Raw genomic sequence first — 20,681 nt, 5'->3', positions numbered from 1 at the left:
CGAGGAAGTGAATACGTGCAACAGATAGCCCGCTCTGTCGCCCTGGCATTTAACAATCTGCCTCGACCCCACCGCGTTATGCTGGGGTCGCTTACAGTTCTCACCTTAGCGGTCGCCGTCTGGCGGCCCTATGTTTACCACCCGAGTTCTGCCCCTATCATTAAAACCATCGAGCTTGAAAAGAGCGAGATCCGCTCTTTGCTGCCTGAAGCCAGCGAGCCTATCGACCAGGCTGCTCAGGAAGATGAAGCTATCCCTCAGGATGAACTGGACGATAAAACCGAGAACGAAGCGGGGATCCACGAATACGTTGTCTCTACCGGTGACACGCTGAGCAGCGTGCTCAACCAGTACGGTATCGACATGGGCAATATCAGCCAGCTGGCCGCTGCGGATAAAGACCTGCGTAACCTGAAAATCGGGCAACAGCTCTCCTGGACATTAACGGCGGATGGCGATCTTCAGCGTTTGACCTGGGAAATGTCCCGCCGCGAAACCCGCACCTATGACCGCACTGCAAACGGTTTCAAAATGACCAGTGAAATGCAGAAAGGCGACTGGGTTAACAGCGTGATGAAAGGTACCGTGGGCGGAAGCTTTGTTTCCAGCGCCCGTGATGCGGGCCTGACCAGCGGTGAAATCAGCGCGGTGATCAAAGCCATGCAGTGGCAGATGGATTTCCGTAAGCTGAAGAAAGGCGATGAGTTTTCCGTCCTGATGTCCCGCGAAATGCTGGACGGCAAGCGCGAGCAGAGCCAGCTGCTGGGGGTGCGTCTGCGCTCCGAGGGAAAAGATTACTACGCCATTCGCGCTGAAGATGGCAAGTTCTATGACCGCAGCGGTACGGGCCTTGCGAAAGGCTTCCTGCGTTTCCCGACGGCGAAACAGTTCCGCGTCTCCTCTAACTTTAACCCGCGTCGTCTGAACCCGGTTACCGGGCGCGTTGCGCCTCACCGCGGGGTAGACTTCGCGATGCCGCAGGGCACGCCGGTGCTGTCCGTTGGCGATGGCGAAGTGGTGATGGCAAAACGCAGCGGTGCAGCGGGCTATTACGTGGCTATCCGTCATGGTCGTACCTATACCACCCGCTATATGCACCTGCGTAAGCTGCTGGTCAAACCGGGGCAGAAAGTGAAACGCGGCGACCGTATCGCGCTCTCCGGCAACACCGGACGCTCTACTGGCCCGCATCTGCACTATGAAGTGTGGATCAACCAGCAGGCCGTGAACCCGCTGACGGCCAAACTGCCGCGCACCGAAGGCCTGACAGGTAAAGATCGTTCCGATTACCTGGCGCAGGCGAGAGAGGTGATACCGCAGCTGAGCTTAAACTAAGCTCACTGTTTTATGAAAAAAGCCGGTGTCAGCATGCGCCGGCTTTTTCTTTTGTGCGTGGGCGACTGCCTCGCTACACTATCTGAATAATTTTTTGCGTCACCAGACCCTGGAACCAGCATGGAAACAAAAAAAAATAATATTGAATACATTCCTGAGTTTGAAAAATCCTTTCGACACCCGCGCAACTGGGGCGCCTGGCTGGGGGTTTACACCTTTGCGGGCATCGCTATGCTGCCTGCCGCGCTGCGCGATCCCGTACTGGGAAAAATTGGCCGTCTGGCCGGGCGCTTAGGTAAAAGCGCGCGTCGTCGTGCGCAGATCAACCTCTATTACTGTTTTCCTGAAAAAAGCGATGCCGAGCGCGAGGCCATCATCGACGCGATGTATACCACCGCACCGCAGGCCATGGCGATGATGGCGGAGCTGGCGCTGAAAGGACCGGAAAAAATCATCGACCGCGTTGACTGGAAAGGGCTGGAAATCATCGACGAAATGCGTCGCAATGATGAGAAGGTCATTTTTCTCGTGCCGCACGGCTGGGGCGTGGATATCCCGGCAATGCTGATGGCTTCCCAGGGGCAGAAAATGGCGGCGATGTTCCATAACCAGGGCAATAAAATCTACGATTTTGTCTGGAATACGGTACGTCGTCGTTTTGGCGGACGTTTGCATGCGCGTAACGACGGCATCAAGCCGTTTATTCAGTCGGTACGTCAGGGGTACTGGGGCTACTATCTGCCGGACCAGGACCACGGACCTGAGCACAGCGAGTTTGTCGACTTCTTTGCGACCTACAAAGCCACGCTCCCCGCGATTGGCCGCCTGATGAAGGTCTGTCGCGCCCGCGTGATCCCGCTCTTTCCGGTTTACGACGGTAAAACGCATCGTCTGAGCATTGAAGTCCGTCCGCCGATGGATGACCTGCTGACCGCGGACGATCGCACCATCGCGCGCCGCATGAACGAAGAGGTGGAGCTGCTGGTGGGGCCGCATACCGAACAGTACACGTGGATACTGAAGCTGCTGAAAACGCGGAAGCCGGGAGAGACGGAGCCCTATAAGCGTAAAGAGCTTTACCCGAGGAAATAGAAAACCTTCACCTTGCCCCTCTCCCCTTAGGGGAGAGGGGATCGGATCTTACTCTACGGTCAGTACGCGCGTGGTATTGGTTGAGCCGATGGTGCTCATCACGTCACCCTGCGTCACGATGACGATATCACCAGACACCAGGTAACCTTTATCGCGCAGCAGGTTTACGGCATCGTGCGCCGCGGCTACGCCGTCATTGGTGCTGTCGAAGTGTACCGGGGTAACACCGCGGTACAGCGCCGTCAGGTTCAGCGTACGCTCGTGGCGTGACATAGCGAAAATCGGCAGGCCGGAACTGATGCGAGAGGTCATCAGCGCGGTGCGGCCAGATTCGGTCATGGTGATGATCGCCGTAACGCCTTTCAGATGGTTGGCCGCATACATGGCGGACATCGCAATCGCTTCTTCCACATTGTCGAACTGGATATCCAGGCGGTGCTTGGAGACGTTAATGCTTGGGATCTTCTCCGCGCCCAGGCAGACGCGCGCCATTGCGGCCACGGTTTCTGCCGGATACTGGCCTGCCGCGGTTTCCGCTGACAGCATCACCGCATCGGTACCGTCCAGCACGGCGTTAGCGACGTCCATGACTTCCGCACGGGTTGGCATTGGGTTAGTGATCATGGATTCCATCATCTGGGTGGCGGTGATCACCGCGCGGTTCAGCTGACGTGCGCGACGAATCAGCGCTTTCTGGATACCGACCAGTTCAGGGTCGCCGATTTCCACGCCCAGATCGCCACGGGCAACCATCACCACGTCAGAGGCGAGGATCACATCGTCCATCGCATCCTGATCGCACACGGCTTCCGCGCGTTCAACCTTAGCGACGATTTTGGCATCACAGCCTGCGTCACGGGCCAGGCGGCGCGCATAGTTCAGATCTTCGCCACAGCGTGGGAAGGAGACCGCCAGGTAATCAACGCCGATCTGGGCCGCCGTTACGATATCCGCTTTGTCTTTGTCGGTCAGGGCTTCCGCAGAGAGGCCGCCGCCCAGTTTGTTGATGCCTTTATTGTTGGAGAGCGGGCCGCCGACGGTGACTTCAGTGAACACTTTCATCCCCTGAACTTCCAGCACCTTCAGCTGGACGCGACCGTCGTCGAGCAGCAGGATATCGCCAGGTACCACATCAGCCGGCAGGCCTTTATAGTCGATCCCGACTTTCTCTTTATCGCCTTCGCCTTTGCCGAGGTTGGCATCCAGCAGGAATTTGTCGCCGATATTGAGGAAAACTTTACCTTCTTTAAAGGTTGATACACGAATTTTTGGACCCTGCAGGTCGCCGAGGATAGCGACGTGGCGGCCCAGCTTAGCGGCGATCTCACGCACTTTATCGGCACGCAATTTATGGTCTTCTGGCGTACCGTGAGAGAAGTTCATACGCACCACGTTGGCGCCAGCGGCGATAATCTTTTCGAGGTTATTATCGCGATCGGTGGCCGGGCCTAAGGTGGTGACGATCTTGGTTCTGCGAAGCCTTCTGGACATGTAATACTCCGTTGACTGAAACAACTTTGGTGTTGCGTGAACATTGAATCGGCCTTCATCTACCGCAAGGCAGCAAAGAGGGGGCCGAATGCCGAAAATCGTTACATCTAATTATGGGTTACGTCTTCGTTATCTAATTTCAGGGAACATCGCTCTTTATAAGCAATTCTTTATCAAAACGCGATTCCTTCAGCGCTTCCTTGACTCGCTTCAAGTTATCTCGGAATTTTGCGCCCCGGCGTAAGGTAAATCCGGTCGCCAGCACGTCGATTACCGTGAGTTGCGCCAGACGGGACACCATTGGCATATACATGTCGGTATCCTCAGGCACGTCCAGGGTAATGGCGAGAGTCGCCTCCCGCGCCAGCGGCGTGCCGGCGGTGGTGAGGGCGATTACCATGGCATCGTTTTCACGGGCCAGCTGCGCCAGCTCAACTTGGCTTTTGGTGCGGCCAGTGTGCGAAATCAGTACCACGACGTCATCCTCACTGCAATTCATACAGCTCATGCGTTGCAGCACAATGTCATCGGAATAAATAACCGGCACGTTAAAGCGGAAGAATTTATTCATGGCGTCGTGCGCCACGGCGGCTGACGAGCCAAGACCGAAGAACGCAATGCGTTTGGCCTGGGTGAGTAAATCCACCGCGCGGTTTACTGAACTCATATCCAGACTTTGACGAACGTGATCGAGCGTGGCCATGGCCGACTCAAATATTTTTGCCGTATAGGCATCTACGCTGTCGTCTTCATCCACATTACGATTAACATAGGGGGTGCCGTTTGCCAGACTTTGTGCCAGATGCAGTTTAAAATCAGGAAAGCCGCGCGTTTCCAGGCTGCGGCAGAAGCGGTTGACCGTCGGTTCACTGACGCCCGCTTCCTGAGCCAGAGCGGCGATGCTTGAATGAATCGCCTGAGCGGGCGCGGCCAGAATGACTTCAGCCACTTTTCGCTCGGATTTGCTAAGGTGTTCCAGTTGATACTGGATTTTTTCAAGCATGTTCATTGTTAACAAGGCGCTCATGGGGGTGGAAACGATTTCACTCATTGATGAAATCTTGATTCGATTAGCCGATATTACCCCTGTGGCTTCCCTAAAGGGTAACAGTCGACGAGATAATGTTGTTGTTTTTTTTCATTACTTGATCGATGTCGGGTTTTGCTATGACCCTGTTGCGCAAATTATCGACGGCTGTTGCGTCATTACGTCGCCATAATCGGCTGAATGGCGAAAAATCGCCGTATCGCACGAGACGATAAGCGCTAATGGTTTCGGGAATGACGTAAAAGCAGTACAGTGCATTGTAATAAAATTACAACGATACCTGGCAGAAGCACCAGGTGATCCAACTGAGGAGAATGACATGGCGGTAACGCAAACAGCCCAGGCATGTGACCTGGTCATTTTCGGCGCGAAAGGCGATCTTGCACGCCGGAAATTGCTGCCTTCCCTGTATCAACTGGAGAAAGCGGGCCAAATTCATCCGGATACGCGTATCCTGGGGGTTGGGCGCGCCGACTGGGACAAGGACGCTTATACCAAAGTTGTCCGCGAGGCGCTCGAAACTTTCATGAAGGAAAAAATTGATGAAAGTTTGTGGGATACCCTCAGCGGTCGTCTCGATTTCTGCAACCTGGACGTTAATGACGTCAGCGCGTTTTCCCGTCTGGGTGCCATGCTGGATCAGAAAAACCGTGTCACCATTAACTATTTCGCCATGCCGCCAAGCACCTTTGGCGCCATCTGCAAAGGCCTGGGCGAAGCCAAACTGAACGCCAAGCCGGCGCGCGTGGTGATGGAAAAACCGCTGGGGACGTCGCTGGCTACCTCCCGTGAAATTAACGACCAGGTGGGCGAGTTCTTTGAAGAGTGCCAGGTCTACCGTATCGACCACTATCTCGGTAAAGAGACGGTACTGAACCTGCTGGCGCTGCGTTTCGCTAACTCCCTGTTTGTGAATAACTGGGACAACCGTACCATTGACCACGTGGAAATTACCGTGGCGGAAGAGGTGGGGATTGAAGGTCGCTGGGGTTACTTTGACCAGGCCGGCCAGATGCGCGACATGATCCAGAACCACCTGCTGCAAATTCTGTGCATGATTGCCATGTCTCCACCGTCTGACCTGACGGCTGACAGCATCCGCGATGCCAAAGTGAAAGTGCTGAAGTCGCTGCGCCGCATCGACCGCTCCAACGTGCGCGAGAAAACCGTTCGCGGCCAGTACACCGCCGGGTTTGCGCAAGGTAAAAAAGTGCCAGGCTACCTGGAAGAAGAGGGCGCGAACAAGTCCAGCAATACCGAGACGTTTGTGGCCATCCGCGTGGATATCGACGACTGGCGCTGGGCGGGCGTGCCGTTCTACCTGCGTACCGGTAAGCGTCTGCCGACGAAGTGTTCCGAAGTGGTAGTCTACTTTAAGAACCCGGAACTGAACCTGTTCAAAGAGTCCTGGCAGGAACTGCCGCAGAACAAGCTGACCATCCGTCTGCAGCCGGACGAAGGGGTGGATATCCAGATCCTCAACAAAGTGCCGGGCCTGGATCATAAGCACAACCTGCAGACCACCAAGCTGGATCTGAGCTACTCCGAAACCTTCAACCAGACGCACCTTGCGGATGCTTACGAGCGTCTGCTGCTGGAAACCATGCGCGGTATCCAGGCGCTGTTTGTGCGTCGCGACGAAGTGGAAGAGGCGTGGAAATGGGTCGATTCCATCACCGAAGCCTGGGCTGCCGATCAGGATGCGCCAAAACCGTATCAGGCGGGTACATGGGGGCCTGTGGCGTCGGTGGCGATGATCACCCGCGATGGCCGCTCCTGGAATGAGTTTGAGTAGGATAATCCACTAGCCCGAAAGTGTTATTTTACCGGTAACATGATCTAACACAGCTAGTGGCACAATTTTTATACTTTTAAGCTCCGCGTGGATTCACCCGCGGGGCTTTTTTTATTACACTGCCGGAAGTGATTTTGCCCCTGAGCTCCGGACAGCAAGCGTTTCAGCGTTGTTAACAACCGCCAGCGACTTTGTAAACTCCCGAGCCCGGACAGATAAATTAAAGGAGCTTTTATGAATCCTGTATTGTTACGCGTAACACAACGCATTATCGAGCGCTCGAAAGAGACCCGTTCGGCCTACCTCGCCCGCATTGAACAGGCGAAAAGCAACACCGTTCACCGCTCCCAGCTGGCCTGCGGTAACCTGGCCCACGGCTTCGCCGCCTGCCAGCCTGATGACAAAGCCTCCCTGAAAAGCATGTTGCGTAACAATATCGCTATTATCACGTCCTATAACGATATGCTCTCCGCGCATCAGCCGTATGAGGTCTATCCCAACATCATTCGTAAAGCGCTGCACAGCGTGAACGCGGTCGGGCAGGTGGCAGGGGGCGTCCCGGCCATGTGCGACGGCGTGACGCAGGGGCAGGATGGTATGGAGCTGTCGCTGCTGAGCCGCGAAGTGATTGCAATGTCTGCCGCGGTGGGCCTGTCACACAACATGTTTGATGGTGCGCTGTATCTCGGCGTGTGCGACAAAATCGTCCCGGGACTGGTGATGGCAGCGCTGTCGTTTGGTCATCTGCCTGCGATTTTCGTGCCGTCCGGCCCGATGGCCAGCGGTCTGCCGAATAAAGAAAAAGTGCGTATCCGCCAGCTGTATGCGGAAGGCAAAGCCGATCGTCAGGCGCTGCTGGAAGCCGAAGCCGCGTCCTACCATGCGCCGGGCACCTGTACGTTCTACGGCACGGCCAACACCAACCAGATGGTGGTGGAGTTTATGGGGATGCAGCTTCCGGGCTCGTCCTTCATCCAGCCGGACGCGCCGCTGCGCCAGGCGCTGACCGAGGCCGCGGCCCGTCAGGTGACGCGCCTGACAGGAAACGGCAATGAATGGATGCCGATGGGCAAAATGGTCGACGAAAAAGTGATCGTCAACGGTATCGTCGCCCTGCTGGCGACCGGCGGTTCAACTAACCACACCATGCACCTGGTGGCCATGGCGCGCGCGGCGGGTATCCTGATTAACTGGGATGACTTCTCCGACATCTCCTCCGTGGTACCGCTGATGGCGCGTCTGTACCCGAACGGTCCGGCGGACATCAACCACTTCCAGGCCGCGGGCGGCGTGCCGTTGCTGATGCGCGAGCTGCTGAAAGGCGGTCTGCTGAATGAAGACGTGAACACCGTAGCCGGATTTGGTCTGCAGCGCTACACCCAGGAGCCGTGGCTGAACAACGGCGAGCTGGACTGGCGCGACGGGGCAACCGCGTCTCTTGATCCGCAGGTGATTGCCACTATCGACAAACCGTTCTCCCACCACGGCGGTACCAAAGTGCTGAGCGGCAACCTTGGCCGCGCGGTGATGAAAACCTCTGCCGTGCCGGAAGAGAACCAGGTTATCGAGGCCCCGGCGGTAGTGTTTGAAAGCCAGCACGACGTGTTGCCTGCCTTCGACGCCGGTCTGCTTGATAAAGACTGCGTGGTGGTCGTGCGTCATCAGGGGCCAAAAGCGAACGGCATGCCAGAATTACATAAACTTATGCCACCACTTGGTGTATTATTGGACCGCCGTTTCAAAATTGCGTTAGTGACCGATGGCCGCCTGTCAGGCGCATCCGGCAAAGTGCCTTCCGCCATCCACGTCACGCCTGAAGCCTACGACGGCGGCTTGCTGGCGAAAGTGCGCGACGGCGACATGATCCGCGTGAACGGCCAGACTGGCGAGTTGACCCTGCTGGTGGATGACGCGGAGCTGGCGGCACGTCAGCCTCATATTCCTGACCTGAGCGCATCGCGCGTGGGGACCGGACGCGAAATGTTCAGCGCGCTGCGTGAGAAGCTCTCCGGTGCGGAGCAGGGCGCAACCTGTATTACGTTTTAAGACGACTTGATTTTAACGATCTGGCGAGAGAGAACTCTGATGAAAAACTGGAAAACAAGTGCAGAAGCAATCCTGACCACTGGCCCTGTCGTGCCGGTTATCGTGGTAAACAAGCTGGAGCACGCTGTGCCAATGGCGAAAGCGCTGGTTGCGGGCGGCGTTCGCGTTCTGGAAGTGACCCTGCGTACCGCCTGCGCGATGGATGCCATCCGCGCCATCGCTAAAGAAGTGCCGGACGCCATCATCGGTGCGGGTACCGTTCTCAACGCGCAGCAGCTGGCGGAAGTGACCGAAGCCGGCGCACAGTTTGCCATCAGCCCGGGCCTGACCGAGCCGCTGCTGAAGGCCGCGACCGAAGGCACCATTCCCTTGATCCCGGGCATCAGCACCGTTTCTGAACTGATGCTGGGCATGGACTACGGTCTGAAAGAGTTCAAATTCTTCCCGGCGGAAGCGAACGGCGGCACCAAAGCGCTGCAGGCGATTGCCGGTCCTTTCTCTCAGGTACGCTTCTGCCCGACGGGCGGTATCTCCCCGGCTAACTACCGCGACTACCTGGCGCTGAAAAGCGTGCTGTGCATCGGCGGCTCATGGCTGGTTCCGGCGGATGCGCTGGAAGCGGGCGACTGGGATCGCATCACGAAACTGGCTCGTGAAGCGGTTGAAGGCGCGAAGCAGTAAGCCATATGCAGCATGAAAAACGGGCCTTTCGGCCCGTTTTTTTTATCCTGCTACCTGAACGTTCGCAGCCGCCGCTTTTGCTCTTGCTACGGCCTCGTCAACGTTATCTCCGGTGGCTAACGCCACGCCCAGACGACGCGTACCGTCGATCTCCGGCTTGCCGAACAGACGGACCTGCAGGCCTGCGCCCACCGCGCCTTCGACGTTATCAAACGTCACATTCTGGCTGGTCAACTGCGGAAGGATCACCGCCGACGCCGCCGGGCCGTACTGGCGGATGCCGCCAACCGGCAGGCCGAGGAAGGCGCGCACGTGCAGGGCGAACTCCGAGAGATCCTGCGAAATGAGCGTGACCATACCGGTGTCGTGCGGGCGAGGGGAGGCTTCGCTGAAGATCACTTCGTCTCCGCAGACGAACAGCTCCACGCCGAACAGGCCATAACCGCCCAGGGCCAGAACGGTCTTACGGGCAATCTCCCGGGTACGCTCCAGCGCCAGGTCGCTCATCTGCTGCGGCTGCCAGGATTCACGATAATCGCCATCTTCCTGGCGGTGGCCAATCGGGTCGCAGAAATGGACGCCGTCCACGGCACTGACGGTGAGCAGAGTGATTTCGAAATCAAACTTCACCACGCCTTCGACGATCACGCGACCGGCACCGGCACGGCCACCCTGTTGCGCATAATCCCACGCGCTGTCCAGCGCGCTGCTGTCGCGAATAAAGCTCTGACCTTTTCCGGAAGAGCTCATCACCGGCTTAATGATGCACGGGTAGCCAATCTCTTCAACGGCCTGCAGGAATGCGGCTTTGTCACCCGCAAAACGGTAGCTTGAAGTAGGCAGCCCCAGCTCCTCCGCCGCCAGGCGGCGAATGCCTTCACGGTTCATGGTCAGCTTTGCGGCTTTCGCGCAGGGCACCACGCGCTGGCCTTCCTGCTCAAGGGCGATCAGCGTATCGGTTGCGATAGCTTCAATTTCCGGCACGACAAAATCCGGTTTCTCCCGTGCAATGAGCGTGCGCAGGGCATCACCGTCCAGCATGTTAATCACATAAGAACGATGGGCGACGTGCATGGCGGGCGCGTCGGCGTAGCGGTCTACGGCAATCACCTCCACCCCTAAACGCTGACACTCAATGGCGACTTCTTTACCCAGTTCGCCCGATCCCAACAGCATTACGCGCGTCGCCGCAGGTCGCAGCGCGGTTCCTAAACGAGTCATAACATTCCCCCTGAAAAAGATGCGCGCAGTATAAACGAAAACGTTTGCGTCTGTCTTGCGCACGGCAAAAGGGCAGACCAGAAATTTGCGCTTCTTTAGGCTTGATGGACATTTCCTGACGCCTGCTCGCTTACGCTGGAGAACATGTTAACCGTTAAGCGAGGGAAACCATGTCAGGCTGGTTAAATCAACTGCAATCCATGTTAGGGCAGAAAACGTCTGGTTCCGGCGAGCAGGGGCTGAGCAAACTGCTGGTACCGGGGGCGCTCGGTGGGCTGGCAGGGCTGCTGGTTGCCAATAAATCCTCACGCAAGCTGCTGGCGAAGTACGGTACCGGCGCGCTGCTGGCCGGGGGCGGCGCTATCGCCGGCACCGTGCTGTGGAACAAATATAAGGACAGGGTGCGAGCGGCGCACCGCGATGAACCTCACTATGGGGAGCATACTTCTCCGCTGGATCTGCGCACGGAGCGGCTCATCCTGGCGCTGGTTTTCGCCGCCAAAAGCGACGGGCATATTGATGATAATGAAAGAGCGGCTATCGAACAGCAGCTGCGCGAGGCGGGTGTTGAAGAACAGGGCAGAACGCTGGTGGCGCAGGCCATTGAACAGCCGCTCGATCCGCAGCGTCTGGCACTGAGCGTGAAAAATGAGGAAGAGGCGCTGGAACTCTATTTTCTCAGCTGTGCCGCCATAGATATCGATCACTTTATGGAGCGTAGCTACCTTAACGCCCTCGGCGACGCGCTGAAGATCCCTCAGGACGTGCGCGAGGGGATAGAAAAAGATATCGGGGAACAAAAACAGGCGCTACAGGGCTAACTCGCGTCCCCGGGGTCATGTTTCGCTTGCATCATGCGCGGGTTTTGCCAACCTTATAGGGTGTAAAACTTAAAAGAATGATGACATGCCACCGAAAGCCCGACGTACTCCTTATGCGATCGTCACGCATGGCGATACGCGCATAGACAACTATTACTGGCTGCGGGACGATTCGCGTTCCCGGCCAGAGGTGCTCGACTACCTGCACGAGGAAAACGACTATGGCCGCAGGGTCATGGCCAGCCAGCAGGCGCTTCAGGACCAGCTGCTGAATGAAATGGTGCAGCGTATTCCCCAGCGCGACATCTCCGCGCCCTGGACCAAAAACGGCTATCGCTATCGCCATATCTATGAGCCGGGCAACGAGTATCCCATCTATCAACGACAGTCGGTATTAAGCGCCGAGTGGGATGAATGGGACATTTTGCTGGATGCGAACCAGCGTGCCGCCCACAGCGAGTTTTATACCCTGGGTGGTATGTCCATCTCCCCGGACAACACCATCATGGCGCTTGCGGAGGATTATCTCTCCCGGCGCCAGTACGGCCTGCGTTTTCGCAATCTGGAAACCGGCAACTGGTATCCGGAAATGCTGGAAAACGTCTCCCCGGATTTTGTCTGGGCGAACGATTCCGAGACGGTCTACTACGTTAAAAAGCACGCCTCCACGCTGCTGCCTTATCAGGTGTGGCGCCATACCGTAGGCACGGACTCAGCCGATGACGAGCTGGTCTATGAAGAGAAAGACGAAACGTTTTATGTCAGCCTGCATAAAACCTCCTCGCGCCACTATGTGATTATCTTCCTCGCCAGCGCCACCACCTCGGAAGTGCTGCTCCTGGATGCCGAACTGCCTGACGCCCAGCCGCTCTGTTTCCTGCCGCGCCGCAAGGACCACGAGTACAGCCTGGATCACTTCCAGCACAGCTTTTATCTGCGTTCGAATCGTGAAGGCAAGAACTTTGGTCTGTACAAAACCAAGGTGCGCGACGAGCGCAAGTGGGAGGTGCTCATTCCCGCGCGGGATCAGGTGATGCTGGAAGGGTTCACGCTGTTTACCGACTGGCTGGTGGTGGAGGAGCGCCAGCGTGGGCTGACCAGTATCCGGCAGATCAACCGTAAAACGCGTGAGGTGATAGGGATTGCGTTCGACGATCCGGCCTACGTCACGTGGATCGGCTTTAACCCGGAACCTGAATCGTCCCGGCTGCGCTACGGCTACTCGTCCATGACCACGCCGGATACGCTCTTCGAGCTGGATATGGATACCGGACAGCGCCAGGTGCTTAAGCAAACCGAAGTGAAGGGCTTTGATTCCGACAATTACCGCAGCGAACACCTGTGGGTCACCGCGCGCGATGGCGTGGAAGTGCCTGTTTCGCTCGTTTATCATAAGGCGCATTTCCAGAAGGGTAAAAATCCGATCCTGGTCTACGGCTACGGCTCTTATGGCTCCAGCATGGATGCCGACTTCAGCAGCAGCAGATTAAGCCTGCTCGACCGCGGCTTTGTTTTCGCCATTGCCCATATTCGCGGCGGCGGCGAGCTGGGGCAGCACTGGTATGAAGACGGGAAATTCCTGAAAAAGAAAAACACCTTCAACGACTATCTCGACGTCTGCGATGCGCTGATTGAGCAAGGCTATGGCGATCCTCAGCTTTGCTTCGGCATGGGCGGCAGCGCGGGGGGGATGCTGATGGGGGCGGTCATCAATCAGCGGCCCGAACGCTTTAAGGGCATTGTTGCGCAGGTCCCGTTTGTCGATGTGGTTACCACCATGCTCGATGAGTCCATCCCTTTGACGACCGGGGAGTTTGAGGAGTGGGGCAACCCGCAGGATGAAACCTATTATCGCTATATGAAAGAGTACAGCCCGTATGACAACGTAGAAGCGAAAGCGTACCCGCACATGCTGGTGACGACCGGTTTGCACGATTCACAGGTGCAATACTGGGAACCGGCAAAATGGGTAGCAAAGCTGCGGGAGCTGAAAACCGATGACAACCTGCTGCTGCTCTGCACCGATATGGACTCCGGGCACGGGGGGAAATCGGGTCGATTCAAATCCTACGAAGGGGTGGCCCTGGAGTATGCCTTTTTGATAGGCCTGGCGCAGGATACGTTGCCAGGCCGTGTGCAGCGTTAAGCTTCGCCCAGATAGTGTTTCAGGGTTAAGCGCAGCTCCGGGCTCATTTTTTCGAGGTTGTTATACAGCCAGCGTAGATAGCCCGGATCTTTATCTGCAATATCCGATACCGCTCTCCCGCGGTATTTGCCGAAGGTGAACGTCGTCAGCAGCGCAGGGCGTCCGGTGATCGTTGCCATATCATCCGGCGTCCAGCCCGATGTGTTCATAATATCTATGAGTAGCGCAGCGGTGATATAGCAGTCATACAGGGCGCGGTGATGGTGCAGCCCTTCAGGGGTTCTGACGCTGAGCTTGCGGGATTTATACAGCGCCATATTGCTGTATTTGATCCCTGGCCAGAGGCGACGCGCCAGCTTCATGGTACAAATCCACTCCCCGGGCATTTCGGGGAGTACCCTACGGTCAAAGCTGGCGTTGTGGGCAACGTACCATGGGCTGCCGTAGTAGTGCGGGATAACGTCTTCTATCCAGGGTTTATCCGCCACCATTGATTCTGTAATGCGATGGATAGCCATGGCCTGTGGGCTAATAGGACGATCGGGGCGCACCAGATGGCTCATCGGGTTGACGATTTTTCCATCAACCACGTCGACCGAGGCCACTTCCACAATTCCGCCCTGAAGATCGCAAGTTTCGGTATCAATGACGCGCAGCATGAAAATCTCCTGAGCTAAAAACGCTTAGCCTAAAGGAATGATATCGCCTTGCCAACCCTGTCCGTTGCGCGTGCCGGTCAACAGGAGCTCACCCTTATCTGCCCGAACAATCAGCTGGCCTTTTTCATCCCATAACGCGCTGCCCGCGCCGGCATTTGCCATTAACACCGCGATGGCATACCTGTGCGCAAAGCGCTGCAGGGTATTGATGGACTGTCGCCAGCGGTAATCCCTCACCGACTGGCAACTGGTGAAGAGTGTTGCCTGCGGATCAAGATTCGGTGAATCGCTTTGCCCATCTATAATCGTGAGTTGTTTATCACCCGGCACAAGGCTGGCGCCGCTCCCCTGAGGGTAACGCAGAATACGATCGCGGGAGGGGATAAACAGCGCAAGGCCTTTCTGGCGCTGACCGTTTCGTTCAACGGGAAGCCCTGCAATGAGGGTAATGCGGTAAAAATGCGCGGCATCAAGCAATGGCTGTAGTCGATCGTCTTCGGGCGGAAGCGGTAATGCCGTCGCGCCCGGGCCGGTTAATGAGAGTTCCGGGAAAACCAGCAAATCGCACTGATGATGTGCTGCTTCGGCAATAAAGTGGAGATGGTGCGCAATATGGTCATCTACGCTGTGATGCTGCCCGCCATACTGGGCTGCCGCAATATTCCAATGTGACATCGTGACTTCCTTATACACAGAGTCGCAGGGATTAAAGAGTACACCTAATTTAATCAGGGTTTTCTTATCCTGCCAGATTCCGCGTAAGGAAGTGTAACGAGTCGTTAAGCTTATTTAACTTTCGGCTCGTACGGCAAGCGGGAGAGGTTGACCGAGGCGAGACGGTGGGCAATTAACCTTTCGCGAAACCAGTCACGCAGATGGGCAGGCTGTTCTCGCTCCACCACTTCAGCCACGACGGGCATGTTGTAACGCTCTTTAAAGGCGACGCCAGCGGCAGCGAGATCGACATTCACTTTATCCATCTCGTCCTGAGGAAGGGCGGCCAGATTGATCTTCATTACCTTCTCCTTATTTTGCGGCGGCAACGTTACCGCGATTGCGCGACGATGACAAGCAGAGCGGGATGATCCTCGACTCGTTTATTATACAGCGTTATTCTTTAGCATACAGACATAACAAAAAGGAATGATTGTGATGGGTTTATCCGCTTCCCGCGCGGTATGCGCACTGGTTTTTTTGGCCTCAACGGTAATCTCACCCTCCGTGCTGGCGCATGCGCATCTTGAGCAGCAGAGCCCGGCAGCGGACAGCCAGGTGGCGTCACCGCAGGTGCTGACGCTGAGTTTCTCCGAAGGTATCGAGCCCGGATTTAGCGGCGTCGTGGTGACGGATGCGCAAAAGCAGGTGATCAAAACCGGTACCGCCACGCGAGACGAAAAGAACAAAGCACAGCTGACCGTTCCGCTGGAACAGACGCTGGCGCCGGGGGCTTACCGGGTGGACTGGCACGTGGTTTCCGTCGACGGCCATAAAACCAAAGGCAGCTATCGCTTCAGCGTGAAATAGCATGCTGGGACTGTTATACGTAGGATTGCGCTTTATCCATTTTGCGGCGTTAATGCTCGTTTTTGGCAACGCGCTTTACAGCGTCTGGTTTGCGCCTTCCGGGCTGCACCGCCTGATGGCCCGGCGTTTCCAGCTCCAGCAGAGAGTGGCGTCCATCGTCAGCCTGACCGCTGCGATCCTGATGTTTATGCTTCAGGGCGGCTTAATGGGCAACGGCTGGGGCGATGTGTTTAACCCGCAAATCTGGAACAGCGTGCTGGGAACGCGGTTTGGTGGCGTCTGGTTGTGGCAAATTATCCTCGCTGCCATCACCGTTGTCGTCGCGTGGCTCGCGCCGCTGAAAGGCTCGCGCCTGCTGCTGCTCGCCATGGGCCAGCTTATCCTGCTGGCAGGTGTAGGGCACGCGGCGATGAGCGACGGCCCGATGGGGGCGATACAGCGAATCAATCATGCTGTTCACCTGCTGTGTGCCGCAACCTGGGTGGGTGGATTGCTGCCGCTGCTGTTTTGCATGCGTCTGGCGAAAGGACGCTGGCAGAACGCGGCCATCTATACCATGATGCGTTTCTCGCGCGTGGGGCATTATGCCGTCGCAGGCGTGCTGCTTACCGGCGTAGTGAATGCGCTGTTGATTCTGGGCATCCATATTCCCTGGCAGGCTGGCTACGTGCAGTTTTTGTTGTTCAAATGTGCTCTCGTGGCGTTGATGGTGGCAATTGCGCTGGCAAATCGGTATTTTCTGGTGCCACGGTTCCGTCCGGATTCCGGGCGCGCACAACAGATGTTTATCAGGATGACACAGGCAGAGGTGGTGCTGGGCGCGCTGGTTCTGGCAACGGTCAGTCTGTTTGCTACCTGGGAACCCTTCTGACAAGGTTAACTATTAAATGAAAAAGACAGTACTTTCTCTCTTATTGCTGGCCTGCGCGGGAAGCGCTCTGGCGGCACCGCAGGTAATCACCGTAAGCCGCTTTGAAGTGGGCAAAGACAAATGGGCCTTTAATCGCGAAGAGGTGATGCTGACCTGCCGTCCGGGCCATGCGCTGTATGCGATCAACCCGAGCACGCTGGTCCAGTACCCGCTCAACGATACTGCTGAGCAGCAGGTCGCTAGTGGCAAGAGCAGCGGTCAGCCAGTCAGCGTGATTCAGATTGATGACCCGGCCAACCCGGGGCAGAAGATGAGCCTGGCACCGTTTATCGAGCGCGCTGACAAGCTCTGCTGACGTTCAGGTTTCCAATAAAAAAACCGCAGATGCTCGCCAGAGCACTGCGGTTTTTCACTTTTAATGATGCTCTGACGCTTTTTTTCAGGCCACTTTTGCTGTGGACTGGAAAACCTGGCGTCGTCATCTATTCTTAAAAGGCAAGGCGACTTAGCCTGCATTAATGCCAACTTTTAGCGCACGGCTCTCTCCCAAGAGCCATTTCCCTGGACCGAATACAGGAATCGTATTCGGTCTCTTTTTATCTCTATGTTTCTCAAAAGGTTTTTTGGTTATGGACCGAAAACCCCGAGAATGGCTGGACAGTTCCCTATCCTGACTAAACCATAACATACTCAGGACCGCGTACGTCCAGGGTTTTTTGGCATCTTTGTTAAAAAATTGTGGCCGGGCGATCGCTGTGGAATCTTCGTCGGTGAAGTAAAGGCCCGGTCTGATAGTTAAATAATGAATTCCCTGAATTTATCTTTGTTGTTAACGATATACTCGGGGAAATTGTCTGCCGACAGCTCTTGCCTGATTAACTTCCTGTCTCGTCCCCAGATATCTTCGGCGTTTTTTATCACCTTCATGATATGTTCCGGGTTGTTGAACTCAGGCAGATCGTATTCCGTGTGGGATATGGTGGACATTTTTTCTGATATGCGTTCAGGGGTCATAACCCATGAGAAATGCCAGCCACTATTTTCAATGATGCGATTGTTAAGTTTGAACCAGTTCCATTTAAGCCAGGACCAGTTTTTGACGCTTCTGGTGCGTTTAAGATTTCTGAACGACTCAGGCTCGCCGCCAAAAAAATGAACGAGGTTTTTATATTTTGTGGCTCTCGGCAGTTTACATTTTCTTGGGGTGTTATCTGTATTAAAAACCTGCAGATTAAACTGATAATTATAAAAGTTCTGATAAAGCGTTGTGCAGAGTTTATTCGCGTTGATAGAGCCGATAACCTGTGGTGAAAAAATCTCGTCCACATCGGAAATTAAAATCAAATCATCATCTTTAGCACTTTTGAGGCCCTGCATGATGGCATTTCTCTGCGCGGCTTCATTCGCCCATGCATCCACCACCAGACCGTCCTGATGCCGATCGCCGCCGTCAGAGGCTTTCATGAGAGGTGTTTCATCATGCACAACATAAATAATTTTATCTTTAAAAGGACCGTATTTATTTATGTCAAAGTGAAGCTGCCGCTTTTTGCCGGTAAAGGTATGCGTTGACTCAACAATAACGAAGCGATCAACAACGCCTGCTAGCGTATTCAGCCTGATATCAAGAAGCATATCTTCATCGTAATACAAGAAGCAGTCGTAAATCATCATTAAAGTCCTTAAATTTGCGTCTACACTGCGCTTTTCCAACGCATTCGCTATTTTCATTTCGCGCAATGCTAACTGAGCACCCCTGGCATATGCAAGAGTGCTCTGCTTTATCATTCCTTTCTCAAACCGAGTGCATTCTCTGTGCTGAGAGCGAAAACGCTTGTCGCGATTAGAAATGGGACTTAACGGACGCCTCAATTTCATCAAGCAGTTCAAAGCGACGACGGTATTCAGCGCGTTTTTTACTGGCTATCTCGTCGAGGGATTTGCGCTCCATCTGCAGCGGCAGCTGCCAGCAGAATGCGGAAAGTTTTTTTCCACCCAAAGAATCCCAGAATTCGTCATAGCTGGCGTGGAAATGACGGCCTTTGCTGAGGCGATAGCGCAGCGCGCGGAAAACGTGTCCCTCATCGCTGACGGCAAAAATGGCCCGAACAGATGACTGCGCTGCCAGCTGGAAAAGTACCTCCATCAGCACGCGCTTGGGAAACAGGCCATGGCAGGCGCGAGTTGCCAGTTTAATGGCATCTCGTGACACGCAGCGACGGGGGCCCTGAAGTCCGCCAATGACCACAACGGGCTGGCCATTGCTGCGGGCGACGCTAAAGGTCAGGCTGGCAAGAAGCGTATCCTCGTTGTCGCGCAGCCAGAGCGTACTCTCACCTTCACGCTCGGCTTTGCCAGCTGAGGACGCATTAACCGTGTAGGTCACGCCGTCTTTGACATGGAACTGCGCGATAGGTTGTTCCTGCGCGCCGGTCATAGCCTGGGCAAGACGGCTCTCCTTCAGGTGATCGATCCAGTAGTAATGGTTAACGATAGCGTCGGCGCGATCGTTTGCCGTCAGACCGCGCATCAGGTACTGCCGATGGGTCTTGCTGGGCAACGTAATTTGCGATGTCAGCAGTTTGTCGAAATCGTCACGGCCAGAGAGGGCTTCCAGCATACGGTGGGTGGAAGACCAAAAGAGCAGGGAACGTAAAAGGAACTTCAGTCGGTAGTCGCGTTTCCGCCAGATTGGCCCCGGGACGCGTTTGCCGTTCACCAGCTCGGAAATAATATTCGTGCGATGCGGATAGAAAACATCGTTATGTAGCTGTGTATTAGACACGTGAAGACCTCTCGTTTTTATCTCCCCTTATTCTAAGGAGCCAGTAAAAAGGGATTAAGAGCGCGCGGATCTTTATTTCTCTTTGGTTTACCGTTTGTTTTACTTTGTAAGGGCTGCGCTGATCTTCTTGCGCTTTTGACGGCGGCTATACTGTTAAAGGGAGGCCTTATGTATCAGCGAATAGAAGGTGGAGAGTGGCGTCACGTATGGGTTGTCAGCGACATACACGGCTGTTACCAGAGGCTCATGGAGGAACTGAAACGCCGTCATTTCAATCCTTATGAGGATTTACTTATTTCCGTTGGCGATCTGATCGATCGTGGTCCGGACAGCGTGAAATCATTGCAGCTCATCAATGAGAAATGGTTTCGAGCAGTGCGGGGCAATCATGAGCAAATGGCAATAGATAGCCTGGATAATAATGATTTTGCGCTCTGGACAATGAATGGCGGAATGTGGTTTTCGCGGCTTGAGCATGAAGAGCAGCAGCGGGCGCGCTCGTTACTTAACGCATGCCGTGCGTTACCGCATATTATCGAAATTACCTGCGCGAACGGGGTGAACGTTATTGCTCATGCTGATTACCCGGCGGAGGAATACCGCTGGGAAAAACCGGTAAGCGCCCAGCGCGTGTTATGGGATCGCGACCGCCTGATGGGGTTTATGGTGGGCAAAGGGCAGGGAATTAGCGGGGCGGATCACTTCTGGTTCGGACATACGCCCGTCGACAGAAGGTATGATTTTGACAATCTGCACTACATTGATACGGGGGCCGTTTTTGACGGTTACTTTACGCTGGCGCAGCTGCAGTAATAAATAACCCGCCTTCGGGCGGGTTCTCTTTAGGTCAGGCAAGACGCATGACCCAGGCATCGGTTTTACTATCGTAATGCTCACGGTAAAGGACAGAGTGTTCGCCATCAAGTATTGCCGGGACGCTGGTGTCTGCATCCCATGCATCGAGCTGCATGCACAAATCCGGGTCGGATTTGCAGGGAATACTTAACGTTCGATCGCCTTGTGCTTCGCCGCGCAGTTCTGCGTCGTCGATCTCAAAAGCGCCAATACGCACGCTGGTTTTCGTCATAGTGCTCTCCGGGTCGGTTGTCAAAATCTGGTATGACCAGTATGGGCATCCATTTTTGATCGTAGACAAGGAGAGCAAA

At 55.4% G+C, this 20,681-nt stretch carries 20 protein-coding genes; 11 read left to right on the top strand and 9 right to left on the bottom strand.

Annotated elements, in window-relative coordinates; translation table 11 throughout:
• Positions 1 to 15 precede the first annotated feature (15 nt).
• A complete protein-coding gene (gene mepM, locus IM271_RS04480; protein ID WP_028013619.1) occupies positions 16 to 1,335 on the top strand; it encodes a murein DD-endopeptidase MepM in 1,320 nt (439 codons plus the stop codon).
• A 120-nt stretch (positions 1,336 to 1,455) separates the two neighbouring features.
• The gene (gene lpxM, locus IM271_RS04475) at positions 1,456 to 2,427 is read left to right on the top strand and encodes a lauroyl-Kdo(2)-lipid IV(A) myristoyltransferase (RefSeq protein ID WP_028013618.1); all 972 of its coding nucleotides are present in this window, start codon (positions 1,456 to 1,458) and stop codon (positions 2,425 to 2,427) included.
• Between the two features lie 48 nt (positions 2,428 to 2,475).
• Here lpxM and pyk read toward each other — a convergent pair whose 3' ends face one another.
• Both pyk and IM271_RS04465 read right to left on the bottom strand, forming a co-directional pair.
• The gene (pyk, locus tag IM271_RS04470; RefSeq protein ID WP_028013616.1) at positions 2,476 to 3,918 is read right to left on the bottom strand and encodes a pyruvate kinase; all 1,443 of its coding nucleotides are present in this window, start codon (positions 3,916 to 3,918) and stop codon (positions 2,476 to 2,478) included.
• A 139-nt stretch (positions 3,919 to 4,057) separates the two neighbouring features.
• The gene (locus IM271_RS04465) at positions 4,058 to 4,927 is read right to left on the bottom strand and encodes a MurR/RpiR family transcriptional regulator (protein ID WP_028013615.1); all 870 of its coding nucleotides are present in this window, start codon (positions 4,925 to 4,927) and stop codon (positions 4,058 to 4,060) included.
• Between the two features lie 358 nt (positions 4,928 to 5,285).
• Here IM271_RS04465 and zwf point away from each other — a divergent pair, with 358 nt between their 5' ends.
• The 3 genes from zwf to kdgA all read left to right on the top strand — a co-directional run bounded on the left by zwf (position 5,286) and on the right by kdgA (position 9,488).
• The gene (gene zwf / locus IM271_RS04460; protein ID WP_028013613.1) at positions 5,286 to 6,761 is read left to right on the top strand and encodes a glucose-6-phosphate dehydrogenase; all 1,476 of its coding nucleotides are present in this window, start codon (positions 5,286 to 5,288) and stop codon (positions 6,759 to 6,761) included.
• 234 nt (positions 6,762 to 6,995) lie between these two features.
• A complete protein-coding gene (edd, locus tag IM271_RS04455) occupies positions 6,996 to 8,807 on the top strand; it encodes a phosphogluconate dehydratase (protein ID WP_193052223.1) in 1,812 nt (603 codons plus the stop codon).
• Positions 8,808 to 8,846: 39 nt separating this feature from the next.
• Positions 8,847 to 9,488, top strand: coding sequence for a bifunctional 4-hydroxy-2-oxoglutarate aldolase/2-dehydro-3-deoxy-phosphogluconate aldolase (kdgA, locus tag IM271_RS04450; RefSeq protein ID WP_014884307.1), 642 nt, complete (start codon positions 8,847 to 8,849; stop codon positions 9,486 to 9,488).
• Positions 9,489 to 9,530: 42 nt separating this feature from the next.
• On the opposite strand, the gene purT is transcribed toward kdgA, so the two are convergent.
• On the bottom strand, positions 9,531 to 10,709 hold the full coding sequence (gene purT / locus IM271_RS04445) for a formate-dependent phosphoribosylglycinamide formyltransferase (protein WP_193052222.1): 1,179 nt from the start codon (positions 10,707 to 10,709) through the stop codon (positions 9,531 to 9,533).
• Between the two features lie 170 nt (positions 10,710 to 10,879).
• On the opposite strand from purT, the gene IM271_RS04440 reads away from it, so the two are divergent.
• Entirely contained in the window at positions 10,880 to 11,530 is a 651-nt protein-coding gene (locus tag IM271_RS04440) for a tellurite resistance TerB family protein (protein WP_045260314.1), read from the top strand.
• Between the two features lie 85 nt (positions 11,531 to 11,615).
• Positions 11,616 to 13,676: an oligopeptidase B gene (ptrB, locus tag IM271_RS04435; RefSeq protein WP_041909462.1), complete on the top strand. Its 2,061-nt coding sequence runs from the start codon at positions 11,616 to 11,618 to the stop codon at positions 13,674 to 13,676.
• Here ptrB and exoX read toward each other — a convergent pair.
• The 3 genes from exoX to IM271_RS04420 all read right to left on the bottom strand — a co-directional run bounded on the left by exoX (position 13,673) and on the right by IM271_RS04420 (position 15,351).
• Complete coding sequence (gene exoX / locus IM271_RS04430) at positions 13,673 to 14,335, bottom strand: exodeoxyribonuclease X (RefSeq protein ID WP_192987280.1); 663 nt, start codon at positions 14,333 to 14,335, stop codon at positions 13,673 to 13,675. The two genes, ptrB and exoX, sit on opposite strands and share 4 nt — an antisense overlap.
• 24 nt (positions 14,336 to 14,359) lie before the next feature.
• A complete protein-coding gene (locus IM271_RS04425; protein WP_049138839.1) occupies positions 14,360 to 15,010 on the bottom strand; it encodes a nitrilase-related carbon-nitrogen hydrolase in 651 nt (216 codons plus the stop codon).
• A 110-nt stretch (positions 15,011 to 15,120) separates the two neighbouring features.
• On the bottom strand, positions 15,121 to 15,351 hold the full coding sequence (locus tag IM271_RS04420; RefSeq protein ID WP_008500465.1) for a DNA polymerase III subunit theta: 231 nt from the start codon (positions 15,349 to 15,351) through the stop codon (positions 15,121 to 15,123).
• A 136-nt stretch (positions 15,352 to 15,487) separates the two neighbouring features.
• On the opposite strand from IM271_RS04420, the gene yobA reads away from it, so the two are divergent.
• The 3 genes from yobA to IM271_RS04405 are packed head-to-tail and all read left to right on the top strand — an operon-like array spanning position 15,488 to position 17,085.
• Positions 15,488 to 15,859 (top strand): CopC domain-containing protein YobA, encoded by a 372-nt coding sequence (gene yobA, locus IM271_RS04415; RefSeq protein ID WP_192987334.1) that lies wholly within the window; start codon positions 15,488 to 15,490, stop codon positions 15,857 to 15,859.
• 1 nt (position 15,860) lies between these two features.
• Positions 15,861 to 16,730: a copper homeostasis membrane protein CopD gene (gene copD / locus IM271_RS04410; protein ID WP_041909468.1), complete on the top strand. Its 870-nt coding sequence runs from the start codon at positions 15,861 to 15,863 to the stop codon at positions 16,728 to 16,730.
• A 16-nt stretch (positions 16,731 to 16,746) separates the two neighbouring features.
• A complete protein-coding gene (locus IM271_RS04405) occupies positions 16,747 to 17,085 on the top strand; it encodes a YebY family protein (RefSeq protein ID WP_028013604.1) in 339 nt (112 codons plus the stop codon).
• Between the two features lie 440 nt (positions 17,086 to 17,525).
• On the opposite strand, the gene IM271_RS04400 is transcribed toward IM271_RS04405, so the two are convergent.
• Positions 17,526 to 18,401: a benzoate transporter gene (locus IM271_RS04400; protein ID WP_059358253.1), complete on the bottom strand. Its 876-nt coding sequence runs from the start codon at positions 18,399 to 18,401 to the stop codon at positions 17,526 to 17,528.
• Positions 18,402 to 18,573: 172 nt separating this feature from the next.
• Positions 18,574 to 19,515, bottom strand: coding sequence for a VirK/YbjX family protein (locus tag IM271_RS04395; protein WP_192987279.1), 942 nt, complete (start codon positions 19,513 to 19,515; stop codon positions 18,574 to 18,576).
• Positions 19,516 to 19,683: 168 nt separating this feature from the next.
• On the opposite strand from IM271_RS04395, the gene pphA reads away from it, so the two are divergent.
• Positions 19,684 to 20,328, top strand: coding sequence for a protein-serine/threonine phosphatase (gene pphA, locus IM271_RS04390; protein ID WP_048998654.1), 645 nt, complete (start codon positions 19,684 to 19,686; stop codon positions 20,326 to 20,328).
• A gap of 34 nt (positions 20,329 to 20,362) precedes the next feature.
• On the opposite strand, the gene IM271_RS04385 is transcribed toward pphA, so the two are convergent.
• Positions 20,363 to 20,602 carry a YebV family protein gene (locus IM271_RS04385; protein WP_008500472.1) on the bottom strand — a complete coding sequence of 80 codons (240 nt, stop codon included), beginning with the start codon at positions 20,600 to 20,602 and terminating at the stop codon, positions 20,363 to 20,365.
• Positions 20,603 to 20,681 lie beyond the last annotated feature (79 nt).

This window comes from Enterobacter cloacae complex sp. I3 (genome assembly GCF_014896175.1).
Lineage (GTDB): Bacteria > Pseudomonadota > Gammaproteobacteria > Enterobacterales > Enterobacteriaceae > Enterobacter > Enterobacter bugandensis.
This window is presented reverse-complemented; position numbering and strand designations above follow the sequence as displayed.